A 12,490-nucleotide genomic window follows, 5' to 3' on the forward strand; every position below is an offset into this window, starting at 1 on the left:
ACCCTGCTTTGTGCCTGATGCTCAGCTGGCATGCCGCGCCCGGAATATCTGTCCGGGCGCGGCTCTTTTTTTGCCTCAGGCCTTAAGGAGATCCCATGAAACAACGGATTCTGACCGGTGACCGTCCCACCGGGCCGCTTCATATCGGCCACTACGCAGGATCACTCAAAAACCGTGTGGCGCTGTAGCACCAGTACGAGACCTTCGTGCTGATCGCGGACGTGCAGGCCATGACCGACAACTTCGGGCAGCCGCAGAAGGTCCGCAGCAACGTGCTGGAGGTGGCGCTGGATTACCTGGCCGTGGGCCTGGACCCGAAGGAGTGCACTTTTGTCATTCAGTCTCTGGTGCCTGAAATTGCCGAACTCACGGTGTTCTATCTGAACCTGGTGACTGTCTCGCACCTGCGTCAGAACCCCACGGTAAAAATGGAGATTTCCCAGAAAGGCTACGGTGAGGCAGTGCCGGCGGGATTTTTCGTCTACCCGGTGTCCCAGGCGGCCGACATCACGGCCTTTGGGGCTCATCTGGTGCCGGTTGGGGCTGATCAGCTGCCGATGATCGAGCAGACCCGGGAGATTGTCCGGCGCTTTAACAGCCTCTACGCCACGGTGCTGGTCGAGCCGCAGGCCCTGGTAGGAGAGACCGCGCGCCTGCCAGGACTCAATGGAGGCAACAAGATGAGCAAGTCTCTGGGCAACGCCATTTGCCTGCGCGACCCGGCAGACGAGGTGAAGCGCAAGGTGATGGGCATGTTCACGGATCCCCACCATCTGCGGGCTGAGGACCCGGGGCGTGTGGCCGGTAATCCGGTCTTTACCTACCTGGACGCCTTTGACCCTGACAAGGTCCGGGTGCAGGCCATGAAGGACCACTACTCCCGCGGTGGGCTGGGGGACGTGAAGGTCAAGCGGCACCTGCTTGACGTCCTGGAGGACACTCTGGAGCCTGTCCGTCAGCGCCGGGCCGGATTTGCACAGGACCCGGGTGCGGTGATGGAGCTGCTGCGTGAAGGGACCATACGCGGCCGGGAGGTTGCCGTGCAGACCATGGCGGCCGCAAGGCGGGCCATGACCCTGGACTATTTCGGCGGCAACTGAACTGCCCGGTTGCCCCCAACTGCACCCACGTTTCTTGAGTGTGGTCATGTTAACCTGGGAAGTGGAGGTCGGGCCAAGCCGCGCCCGGCGAAAACACGACACATGGACTACTACGAACTGCTGGGCGTCGCCAAAAGTGCGAGCGCCGATGAAATCAAAAGCGCCTACCGCAAACTCGCCCTGAAGTATCACCCCGACCGCAACAAGGAAGCTGGTGCGGCCGAGAAGTTCACCCAGATCAACGAGGCCTACGCGGTGCTCAGCGATGCCGAGAAGCGCGCCCACTATGACCGATTCGGCACTGCGCCCGGTGCCGGGATGCCGGGTGGTGACCCCTTCGGCGGCATGGGCGGCGCAGGGTTCGACCCCATGGACATCTTCGAGCAGCTGTTCGGCGGGGCCGTGGGAGGACGCACCCGGCGCGGTCCGGCGCGCGGCGACGACCTGGAAACCGAGGCCCACATCTCGCTGCTGCAGGCCCGGGCAGGAGAGGAAATCGAGGTCACGGTGGACCGCCTGCGCGAGTGCGAGCACTGTCACGGCTCCCGCAGTGAGCCCGGCGGCAAGCCGCCCAAGACCTGTGCGACCTGCGCCGGGGCAGGGGCAGTCCGCGCTCAGGCCCGCACCATTTTCGGCATTGTCGAGACGCAGCAGCCCTGCCCCACCTGCCGGGGCGAGGGGCAGATCATAGAGGACCCCTGCACGGTCTGCAAAGGCCGTGGGCGCACGTTGAAGGCCGACACGGTGAAAGTCAAGCTGCCCAAGGGAATCGACGAGGGTTACCGCATCCGCGTGGCCGGCATGGGCAACGAGGGCCCGGGAGGCAACGGCGACCTGTACGTGCATATCGAGATGGAGCCCCACCCGGACCTGCGCCGTGAGCAGGAGCACCTGATTCACACGGCCCGCATTGGCTTTGCCAAAGCTGCCCTGGGCGGCCAGCTGACGGTCCCAACCCTGGACGGCCCGCAGGTGATTGAGGTTAAAGCCGGCACTCAGCACGGAGACCTGCACCGGCTGGCAGGGCAGGGTATGCCCCGCCTTCAGGGACGTGGCAATGGTGACCTGATCGTGGAGTACGAGATTGCCGTGCCCAAGCCTTCGCAACTGAGTACCGAAGCCCGCGAGGCACTGCTGGCCTATGCGCGGGCAATGGGCGACGAGGTGAACGACCGCCAAGAGAGCCTGTTCGACAAGGTCGGCAAAATTTTCCACGGAAAGTAAAACAGTTCAGAGGTATTGCAAAGGGGAGGCACGCCAAGCGCCTCCCCCTCGTCCGGATTTACGGCACCTCGTGGATTCCGAATTCGTCCCGCAGCGCAGTGAGGGCGGCGTGATGCCCGGCCATGCCATGAACTCCACCACCGGGGGGCGTGCTGCTGCTGCACAGATACCAGCCTCGCAGCGGTGTGCGGTAGGGAGTCAGACCCAGGGTGGGCCGGGCCAGCAGCCCCCAGAGCGTGCCTGCTCCACCGTTGACGTCACCACCGCGGAAAACCGGGCTGAACGCTTCCAGGGCGGGAGCGGTTGTGACGTGCCTCGCCCTGACCCGCTGGCCAAAGCCCGGCGCAAAGCGTTCGATCTGGGCTTCGACCACACCGCTGATATCAGCGCTGCTGCCATGCGGCACGTGGGCATAGGCCCAGAAGGTGTGGCCGCCAGCAGGAGCACGGCTGGGGTCAAACCGGGTGTGCTGTGAGGCCAGGACGTACGGCCGGGCTGAGACGCCTGAATGCAGTCCAGCTTCCGACGTCCGCACCTCCTGTTCAGGTCCACCCAGATGCAGGGTGCCGGCGCGGTTCATACGGGGGTCAGCCCAGGGCACCGGGCCTTCCAGGGCGTAATCGAATTTCTGCACGCCCGCTCCGTAACGGTACCGGCCCAGCGCCTCGCGGTAGGGCGCTGGGGCACGGTCTCCAAGCAGGTTCAGCAGCACCTGAGGACTGCTGTCCACCAGGACAACCCGCGCCTCTGGCAGGTCGGCGGGCTTATGAACGGTCACGCCAGTCAGAACCTCTCCACCTAAAAAGTGCAGGTACGCGCAGAGGGCGTCCGGAATGGCCTGGGCACCACCTCTCGGAAACGGCCACCCCACAGCGTGCGCCAGGACACCCAGCACAAGGGTCGCTGCCGCCGTACCGGGTGTTGAAAGGGGCAGGGCCGTGTGCGCCGCAAGACCGGCCCACAGCGCCCGGGCCTCTGGCGTGCGGAACAACGCGTGTCCTGTCAGGTCTGCAGAAGGTAAACCCCGGAGTCCAAAGCGTGCCAGGGTCAGGGGATGGGAAGGCACCCGAATAAGCGGCCGCAGGATGTCGTGCAGGAGGCCTTCCCAGTCCTGGAGCAGAGGAGCCATCAGGCGCCGGTAGGCAAACCCGTCGGAGCCGAGGGCGTCGACCGTGGCATCCAGGCTACGTTCCAGCGTGACCGTGTGGCTGGGCGACAGGGCGTGGGCAACCGGCGCTGCGGGGTGAATCCAGTCCAGCCCGAACGCATGCAGTGGCCACCTCCGGAACGCGGGACTGGCAATTGCCAGCGGATGAATCGCCGACCCCACGTCATGCACGAAACCTGGCAGCGTCAGTGCCGCGCTGCTGACTCCGCCACCGGGCCGGGCATGTGCTTCCAGAACCTGGACCCTGAGTCCAGCGCGCGCCAGGGTGACAGCAGCCGCCAGCCCATTGGGACCGGCGCCCACCACCACCGCATCAAGCCGGGTCATGCGCTCAGCCTAGAGCACCCACCAAAAAAACAGCATGTTCCGGGCACTGAAGCGTCTGGAAGATGCCAGGCAGGCCTGAAGAAGGTGACCAGAGGCTGTCCAGCAACCACTTCCCGGCGCGTGACCTATAAAGTTGCACGCCTGCAACTGTGCCTGAGGCTCTATGTCGTGTGAACCGCTGTCTTTGGCCGTTCAGGGCCGGCGCTTTGGCAGCAATCAGACGACCCAGCTTCAGCCAGCCCGGACCGGAGCACTCTGACGCGTCCCGACCGGCGATCTGCATGCCTCTGTCATGAGGGTGCCCTCGTCGGGTTATGGAGTGCTGGCCCCCTAACGCCGCAGAAGTTCAATGTCTCCAGCACTTCCTTTGAGCGTCAGGTGCTGTGCTGTGCGTGTGATGGTCAGTGGTGTGTTCAGAACCTGAATCAACGCACCTTCCTGTTCGTTCAGTGCTGGCGCGCAGTCCAGACGTGTAGTTCCTGCCGTGGTGAAGGTCACCACAGGTCCGGCCTGCTGCAGGGTTCCAAAGATGCGGTTGCAGCCGGTGGTTCCGCTGAACTGGCGGAGATTCCGGTCAGTGCTCATCATGAAGTTGATGCTTGCCGGAGCAGCCAGCGCAACGGTACGTCCCCCTGGACTCAGCCGGGTCACGTTCCATTCTCCCTGCAGGTCTGGCGGAAGAATCGCTGGGCCGGTTCCTGCGGCGCGGAAAACCAGCCGGCCAGCCTTGCCGCTGAAGAGCGTCAAGGTCGAGTCCTTCAGCTCGTATCGCGTCACCTGCCGCAGAAGGTTGATGAACCCGTCCTCCTGGGCTGTGCGCTGCGCGTCCGTGCACGCCCGGCGGGACTGAACGACCGGGCCGAAATTCATGGCGTGCTTCAGAACACTGGCACGGGCGGAAAATGTATTGCAGCCGGTCTGGCCCACAACGCGGATTCCATTGAATTGCATGGTGGGGACCTGTGACAGCACAGCCTGGCGGTCGTCCATCACCATATTGGACAGTTCCCAGGTGACACCTTTTAACCCTGACGTGCCGGCTGATCCGGCAGCCTGTGCAGCGAATGGAATCACGTTCAGCAATGACAGCAAAAAGAAGTGTCGCATAAGACACATTTTATTGTTGGTCGCTCAAGGGCCGTGCCACATATGAGGTTGTCCGGCGGAAAAGGACAATTGCGAAAGCAGAGAGAGGGAACCTGGGTGTTCCTGGGATGGGCACGCTCCTGGTCCATGACACCTGCCCTTACAGACCGGTATGCTTCCATCGGTCACGCCTGGCGCGTTGCTCCATTCTTTATCCACCCGGAGGATTCCACCTTGTCCGTTCCCCACCGCCCGCCGACAAACTCGCTCCAAAGCCGCCGCTCTCCGTTGCTGGTGTTTGCCGGTCAGAGTAACCGTCCCCTTGCCCAGGCGATCTGCGACAACCTGGGTGTTCCGCTGGGGCGCAGTGAAACCGTGAAATTCACCAACGACAACCTGATCGTTCACTATGAGGAGTCCCTGCGCGAGGGCGACGTCTTTATCGTGCAGACCTTCTCCACACCGGTCAGTGACGCGATTATGGAATTGATGCTGATGATCGACGCAGCCAAAAGTGCGAGCGCCGGGCGGGTTACAGCGGTCATTCCCTACTACTCCTATGCGCGCAGCGACAAAAAGGACAGCCCGCGCATCTCCATCGCGGGTCGCCTCGTGGCAGACCTGCTGCAGGAAGCCGGCGCGGACCGCATCCTGACCATGACGCTGCATGCGCCGCAGGTTCACGGGTTTTTCAAGGTCCCGGTGGATCACCTCTCGGCGGATCTGGTGCTCAGCGAGCACTTCAAGAAGTGTGTTCCTGACGCGCACGACGGCGTGGTACTGGCGCCGGACGCGGGTAGCATCAAGCGGGCCTCACAGATCGCCCGCCGCCTCGACAGCGGTCTGGCCATGATCGACAAGGAGCGCCTGTCGGATACCGAAGTGCGTCCCCGCGCCCTGATCGGTGATGTGAAGGGCAAGACGGTATTTATCGTCGATGACGAGATCAGCACGGCCGGTTCTCTGGTGGAAACAGTGAACATTGCCCGGGAAATGGGTGCCAAGGATGTCTACGTTGCAGTGACGCACGGGGTCTATACCGGGCCTGCCATCCAGCGGATTGCGGGGCTGGATGTCACCCAGGTGGCCAGCTGCAATACCGTTCATGTGCCGGAGTCCAAGATCGAGGGGGCCAACGGGCGTCTTGCCGTGCTGGATGTCGCGCCGCTGTTCGCCAACGCGATCCGCAACATTCATACCGGCGACAGCGTCAGCACCCTGTTCAGCTGAAGCTTGCTGAAAGGAGGGGCGGGGGAGTCATTCCTCCGCCTTTTTCTGCTGTCGGTGCGAACTTCAGGGAACGTGACTGAGCAGCGGCTGGCGGACACTCGCACCAGGGCTTGAGTTTCGCGCCTTTGGCCGGTGTACCAGATCCTATCGATGGCCGCGGATCAAGGGGAATCCAAGGCGCTCACATGTGTTGGTGACTGCGGTCCGCCCAAGGTGCATCAGGGCCTCAGCAATCGTTTGAGAAAGGTGGGGTACCTGGTTGCGGCCAGAGCTGATGGTTGCTGGTGCTGGCCTTCGTTCCTGCATGCCTTCTGGGACCAGCTGCTGATTCCTGCTTTACAGCGCGGATTAAAGTCTGCGACCGGTGCTGGGGGTCCTTGCGTAACAGCGCAGGCCAGCAGAGACCGGGCGGGGTATGCTGCTAGGCATGGGATTCCTGCTGAGGTTGCTGGTGACAGCTCTGGCCCTGTACCTGCTGGCCCGGGTCTATAGCGGCGTCACTTTTGCGCCGGGCGCTGGGGTGGTCAGTATCCTGATTGCCGCGCTTGTCATGGGGATCGTCAATGCGCTCATCCGGCCGGTACTGCTGCTGCTCAGCCTGCCGATCACTATCCTGACGCTGGGCCTGTTCACGCTGGTGGTCAACGCGGTTGTGCTTCTGATCGTGGCCGCTGTGACAGCCCTGGATGTCGCCGGCTTTGGAGCCGCTTTCATTGGCGCATTGCTGCTGACCATCATCTCTTGGGTGTTGGACGCCATTGTGGGCGCGCTGGGCCTGGACGGTGGGCGCGATTAAGACCCCAATTCTGATCACATCTACCGAAGAGCTGCGTACCGCGTTGACCGGAGCAGGTGAAATCGGCTTCGTGCCGACGATGGGCTATCTGCACGAAGGTCATGCCACCCTGATTCGCCGGGCCCGGCAGGACCATCCAGGTGGGCGCGTGGTGGTCAGCGTGTTTATCAACCCCATGCAGTTCGGACCTTCTGAGGACCTCAGCCGCTATCCGCGCAACCTGGAAGGCGACCTGCAAGTGGCCGGGCAGGCCGGCGCAGACATCGTGTTTCACCCCAACGCTGCTCAGATGTATCCCGAAGGCTTCAGCACGCGGGTGAGCGTCTCGGGCGTGAGTGAGCCGCTGGACGGCGCTGCACGCCCCGGACATTTCACAGGGGTGACCACCGTGGTCCTGAAGCTTCTGAATATGGTGCGCCCCGACCGGGCGTACTTTGGAGAGAAGGACTGGCAGCAGCTGGCGGTTGTGCGCCGCATGGTGACTGACCTGAATGTGCCGGTGCAGGTGGTTGGCGTGCCCACCGTCCGGGACCCCTCCGGACTGGCGCTAAGCAGCCGCAACAGTTATCTCAGCGACGAGCAGAAGGCGCGGGCTGCTGTCCTCGCACGCGCGCTTAGGGCGGTGCAGGCCGCGTTTGCTGCCGGAGAACGCCACACACAGGCACTACAGCAGGCGGGCCTGGACATTCTGGCTGCAGACAGTGAAGTCACCCTGGACTATCTCAGTGTGGTCAACAGTCATCTCCAGGAAACGGAACTCGTCAGCCCCGATCCCCTCAACCGTGTCCTGGTCGCTGCGCGGATGTTCGGTGTGCGCCTGATCGATAACCTGCCGCTGGACCAGGGTCCAGATGACATTGGGAGGAATGTATGACCCTCGAAGAACTGCTGCGCGAATTGCTGGCACACCGCGCTTCTGACATTCATCTTCAGGCGGGGAGTCCACCGATGGGCCGGATTGACGGCGCCCTGGTGCCTTTTGGCAGCGAGCCGCTGATGCCCCCTGATACCGAGGCCCTGGCTCAGACCATTCTGAATTCGGAGCAGTGGGAAGATTTCGAATACCGTCAGGAGTTCGACACCTCCTATACGGCCCCAGGATTGGGACGCTTCCGCTGCAATGTATTCCGGCAGCGCGGGGCAGTGGGCGTGGTGATGCGTGTGGTGTCCGATGCGGTGCCAGGTTTCGAGACCCTGGGCCTGCCTGCCGACGTCATGCGTCATTTTTCGGATGCCCCTCGTGGTCTGGTGCTGGTCACCGGTCCGACCGGCAGTGGGAAGAGCACTACTCTGGCCAGTCTGATCGACCACATCAACCGGACCTACGCCTATAACATCATCACCATTGAAGACCCTATCGAGATTCTGCACCGTAACAAGCGCAGTCTCGTGGTGCAGCGCGAGGTGGGCAACGATACCCGGGATTTCCGGACGGCGCTGAAGTACGCCATGCGTCAGGACCCGGATGTGATCATGATCGGGGAAATGCGTGACCGTGAGACGGTGGACGCTGCGCTGTCGGCCGCACAGACCGGCCACTTGGTGCTAAGCACGCTGCATACCCAGGATTCGGTCCGGACGGTCAACCGCATCATCGAGTTCTTCGCACCACACGAGCGCGAGCAGGTGCGGCTGCAGCTGGCAGAATCGTTGATCGGCATTGTCAGCCAGCGCCTGCTGCGCCGGGCAGACGGAGTCGGACGGGTACTTGCCAGCGAGATACTGCTGAACACGCCCCTCATTCAGGACTACATCCGTGACGAGGACCGTACGCCGTTGATCAAGGACGCCCTGATGGAAGATAACATCCGCGGCATGCATACCTTCGATCAGCATCTGATGGAGTTGTATCAACACAACCTGATCACGTTAGAAGAGGCCACGGATGCAGCGACCAGCCCGCATGAGCTCAAGCTGATGGTCACTCGCTCGGGATTCGCCTCGTAAAGAAGGGAGAACGGCGCACCTGGACTTCGGGTGCGCCGTCCGGGGAGAACCGCTTTACCGGAACAGAGCATGGCTCCGTGGTCCTTTCAGGACCAGACCGGCTGGATAAGCCATGACTTCAACAAGCAGCACCAGACCGTATCGATACGGTCTGGTGCTGCACGGTTTGCAGTGCTGGTTTTTAACGTGCCTTGTAAATTGCAAACGATTTGGCAGGGAGGCTGACCGTCACGGAGCCGTTGCTGCTGGTCACCGTCGCGGGTGCGCCCTGTCCGGCCTGGTCGTCAAAGACACGGTTGGCCAGGTAGCTGCGGTCGGCACTGCTGATCGCCGTATTTCCGCCTATGTTGAGGGTCACGCTGGCCGAAGTGGCATTGTTGTTGAAGGCCACAATCAGACGGCTGCCGGTGGTGCTGTCACTGTAGCCGCGGTAGAAGGCAAACACATTGGTGCCTCCGTTTGGACGCCACATTTCCGCGTAGGAACCCTTCCACAGACCGGGGTTATTGGTCCGGACGCTTGCCAGTTTCTGAACCAGGTTGAAGGTCAGCCCGGGGTTGGGCAGGAAGCCGCTGTAGGTTCCGCTGCGCCCTGTGCTGGTCCAGGCCCATGACGGCATGTCACGGCGGTTGTCGGGATCGCCGCCACCATACATTGCGATTTCGTTGCCGTAGTAGAGCTGAGGGATACCCGGCAGGGTCATCAGGGCCCCCAGAGCCATATGGTAGCGGCGGCGAATTTCGTCCTCGGCGACACCAAATCCGGGCTCGTTGAGAAAGCGGGGCACATCGTGGTTGTCCAGCAGGTTCACTGTCAGCAGGGCGCGGTTCAGGCCCAACGTACCCATGTAGTCCTGAACACTGCTGGCCAGGGTGTCCATGCTGCCAGCCTTGGCGATGCTGCTGACCAGAGCGCTGCGCAGCGGGAAATTGAAGGCGCTGTCAAAACCGGCGTCGTAGTAGGGCTTGATCTGCGAGGCACTGCCGGTCACGAAGGCTTCGGCCAGCAGGAAGGTGTTTGGTCGGGAGTTGAGCACTCCGGGAATCCAGTTGTATTGCCAGTAGTTCATGGGCACGTGTTTGGCCGTGTCCATGCGGATTGCGTCAATTGCGTAGGTGCTGGTCCAGGTCTTGCTGAGATTGGTCAGATAGGTCGCGACCGCGCTGTCTTCCTGACGGAAGTCAGGCAGGCCTGCCAGCGGACAGTTGATGTCGTCGCCCGTACAGTCGCTGTGGAACCATGCCGGGTTGCTTTTGGTGACACTGGCGTTGTACCCGGCATGGTTGGCCACCATGTCCATCATGTAACGCATGCCGTTGGTGTGCAGGTCGCTGATCAGGCCGCTGAGCTCGCTGCTCGTGCCCAGCTTGGGCTCTACAGCAAGGTCGCTGGGGTTTTTGAAGTTTGGCCAGTACCCGTGATACCCGCATGACGCCGAGGACGTTCCTGGATTAACCTCGGGGACCTGGGCGTAGACAGGGGTGGTCCAGAGGGTACCCGCACCCAGGCCCTTGATGTACGAAATTTTCTGCCGCAGACCCGACAGGTCACCTCCATGAAACTTGTAAGGCCAACTTTGGTCAAAGCAGTAGGGCTGGCCCAGGTTATCGTTGGAGGTAGTGCCATTGAAGAAACGGTCCGGCAGGGTCAGGTAGATGATCTGTTTGCGCCAGGTATCAATATTGGTCCCGCTGATGGCCTGTGAGCCCACAGAGGTTGCGGGACTGTCCGATGTGGAAGTGCTTCCACAGGCGGTAAGACCAAGAGAGAGGGCCAGCAGACTGCTCAGAGAACGCTTCACAATAAGTCTCCATGACGCGACGGAATCGCGTGCTTAAGATTTTTGGAACTGGTAAATCATATGCCCAAGATCACAATTTGTTTTCAGGAAAAACTTTAATTATTCCTCATGTGAGTGACGCCTACACCAAGATGAATAGCCAGGAGGTTGGCAGCGTCGTGGGGAATGGCCACTGGACAGGAAAACTGTATGCCTGAGCTTGAGACGATCCAGGCTCCTGCTGCCTTGCCTGAATATTCGCAGCGACAAGATTCCGCGTCTGCAAACGCAGCTGGACGTGCGTTTTAAAACGGCTTTTCTGACGCGAGAGTCTCTGTGACGGGACCAGCGATCCACGGGCGTGTCCTGGGCAGCCCTGGAAACCCGCCTTGGTGCATTCGGCCGATTCTGAAGAGCTGTATAGAGCTGCGTCCTTACGTTCAGAACGGCTGGGCCATGTGTTCATGGTAATGTGAAGTGTCAGCGCAGCGGCAATGTACACCCGGGTTTCTCGTTCTCGTACCCCGGTTGCCCGATCCGTTTTTCTCCAGCAGGGGCAAAACACATTCGCGGGCAAGAGCAGGGGCGAAAGGCAGGCATGTATGGCAGAAGTGATTCTGGAGAACATCAACAAGCGCTATGGCACCAAGCATCACGCGGTCAAGGATTTCAATCTGCATATCGAAGACCGCGAGCTGATGGTGTTTGTGGGCCCCTCGGGTTGCGGGAAGTCCACCACCCTGCGGATGATTGCAGGCCTGGAAGACATCAGCGACGGCATCCTGAAGATCGGCGACCGGATCGTCAACGACGTGCCGCCCAAGGACCGTGACATTGCCATGGTCTTCCAGAACTACGCGCTGTACCCGCACATGAATGTCTACGAGAACATGGCCTTTGGCCTGAAACTGCGCAAGACCCCGAAAGACGAGATCGAGCGCCGGGTACGTGACGCGGCCAAAATCCTGCAGATCGAGCATCTGCTGGGCCGCAAGCCCAAGGAGCTTTCCGGTGGCCAGCGTCAGCGCGTGGCCATGGGCCGCGCCATCGTGCGTGAACCCAAGGTCTTCCTGATGGACGAGCCGCTGTCCAACCTGGACGCCAAGCTGCGCGTCGAGATGCGCTCGCAGATCAGCCAGTTGCACCGCCGTCTGGGGGCAACCATCGTCTACGTGACCCACGACCAGGTAGAGGCCATGACGCTGGGCAACCGCATTGTGGTGATGCGTGACGGCGTGATTATGCAGGTCGATACCCCCATGAACCTGTATGACTTCCCGCAGAACAAGTTCGTGGCCGGCTTTATCGGCAGCCCCAGCATGAACTTCCTGAACGGCACCGTGCAGAACGGCGAACTGGTGATCGGTGAGAACCGCGTCGCTCCGATGGGTCGCCTGGGCCAGAGCCTGCGCGCCTACGAGGGTCGCGAGGTCAGCATGGGCATCCGCCCGGAGCACGTGGGTGTGGTGGGCATGACCGACCTGCCGCGTGGCAACAACGTCCTGCGCGGCACCGTGGTGGTTGTGGAGCCGCTGGGCGCCCAGACGGACCTGATTATCGAGGTCGCTGGCCAGAACATCGTGGCCAAGGTTGAAGGCCAGGCTCTGGTTCAGCCCGGAGACAGCATTGACCTGTTGGTTGATCAGACGCGTCTGCACGCATTTGACCTGGCTACAGAACTGGCCATTGACCGTGGAACGCCGGCGGGCAAGCGTGGTCAGGCTGACACCACTGGCCTGGGCTACGAGTACCCGGCCACGACGACAAGTACGACCACTGTTTCGGGTTCCCCAGTCGTCTAACCCCGTTGACCTGACAACTGAAAACCACCT

The 12,490-nt window shown here is 61.7% G+C and carries 9 protein-coding genes and 1 pseudogene; 7 read left to right on the plus strand and 3 right to left on the minus strand.

All coding sequences use genetic code 11. The annotated features are described in order from the left end of the window. Window positions 1-95: 95 nt before the first annotated feature. Window positions 96-1,100, plus strand: a pseudogene (gene trpS / locus DEIDE_RS04395) (tryptophan--tRNA ligase). Between the two features lie 102 nt (window positions 1,101-1,202). After that, window positions 1,203-2,324 carry a molecular chaperone DnaJ gene (gene dnaJ / locus DEIDE_RS04400; RefSeq protein WP_012692744.1) on the plus strand — a complete coding sequence of 374 codons (1,122 nt, stop codon included), beginning with the start codon at window positions 1,203-1,205 and terminating at the stop codon, window positions 2,322-2,324. A 58-nt stretch (window positions 2,325-2,382) separates the two neighbouring features. Here dnaJ and DEIDE_RS04405 read toward each other — a convergent pair whose 3' ends face one another. Together DEIDE_RS04405 and DEIDE_RS04410 are read right to left on the minus strand one after the other, a co-directional pair. Further along, window positions 2,383-3,819, minus strand: coding sequence for a phytoene desaturase family protein (locus tag DEIDE_RS04405; protein WP_012692745.1), 1,437 nt, complete (start codon window positions 3,817-3,819; stop codon window positions 2,383-2,385). A 330-nt stretch (window positions 3,820-4,149) separates the two neighbouring features. Continuing rightward, window positions 4,150-4,926 (minus strand): META domain-containing protein, encoded by a 777-nt coding sequence (locus tag DEIDE_RS04410; RefSeq protein WP_041227089.1) that lies wholly within the window; start codon window positions 4,924-4,926, stop codon window positions 4,150-4,152. Window positions 4,927-5,139: 213 nt separating this feature from the next. On the opposite strand from DEIDE_RS04410, the gene DEIDE_RS04415 reads away from it, so the two are divergent. From DEIDE_RS04415 to DEIDE_RS04430, 4 genes are all read left to right on the plus strand, one after another. Next, window positions 5,140-6,135: a ribose-phosphate diphosphokinase gene (locus DEIDE_RS04415; RefSeq protein ID WP_012692747.1), complete on the plus strand. Its 996-nt coding sequence runs from the start codon at window positions 5,140-5,142 to the stop codon at window positions 6,133-6,135. 427 nt (window positions 6,136-6,562) lie between these two features. Then, on the plus strand, window positions 6,563-6,931 hold the full coding sequence (locus DEIDE_RS04420; protein WP_041227406.1) for a phage holin family protein: 369 nt from the start codon (window positions 6,563-6,565) through the stop codon (window positions 6,929-6,931). Further along, window positions 6,918-7,805: a pantoate--beta-alanine ligase gene (gene panC, locus DEIDE_RS04425; RefSeq protein ID WP_012692749.1), complete on the plus strand. Its 888-nt coding sequence runs from the start codon at window positions 6,918-6,920 to the stop codon at window positions 7,803-7,805. The genes DEIDE_RS04420 and panC overlap by 14 nt, the downstream gene beginning before the upstream one ends. Continuing rightward, complete coding sequence (locus DEIDE_RS04430) at window positions 7,802-8,878, plus strand: PilT/PilU family type 4a pilus ATPase (RefSeq protein WP_012692750.1); 1,077 nt, start codon at window positions 7,802-7,804, stop codon at window positions 8,876-8,878. Before panC ends, DEIDE_RS04430 begins: the two co-directional genes overlap by 4 nt. A 181-nt stretch (window positions 8,879-9,059) precedes the next feature. Here DEIDE_RS04430 and DEIDE_RS04435 read toward each other — a convergent pair whose 3' ends face one another. After that, window positions 9,060-10,679, minus strand: coding sequence for an alpha-amylase family glycosyl hydrolase (locus DEIDE_RS04435; RefSeq protein ID WP_012692751.1), 1,620 nt, complete (start codon window positions 10,677-10,679; stop codon window positions 9,060-9,062). A 581-nt stretch (window positions 10,680-11,260) separates the two neighbouring features. On the opposite strand from DEIDE_RS04435, the gene DEIDE_RS04440 reads away from it, so the two are divergent. Further along, window positions 11,261-12,460, plus strand: coding sequence for an ABC transporter ATP-binding protein (locus DEIDE_RS04440; RefSeq protein WP_012692752.1), 1,200 nt, complete (start codon window positions 11,261-11,263; stop codon window positions 12,458-12,460). The last annotated feature ends 30 nt before the right edge of the window (window positions 12,461-12,490 follow it).

This window comes from Deinococcus deserti VCD115, from assembly GCF_000020685.1.
In the GTDB taxonomy this organism is placed as follows: Bacteria; Deinococcota; Deinococci; order Deinococcales; family Deinococcaceae; genus Deinococcus; species Deinococcus deserti.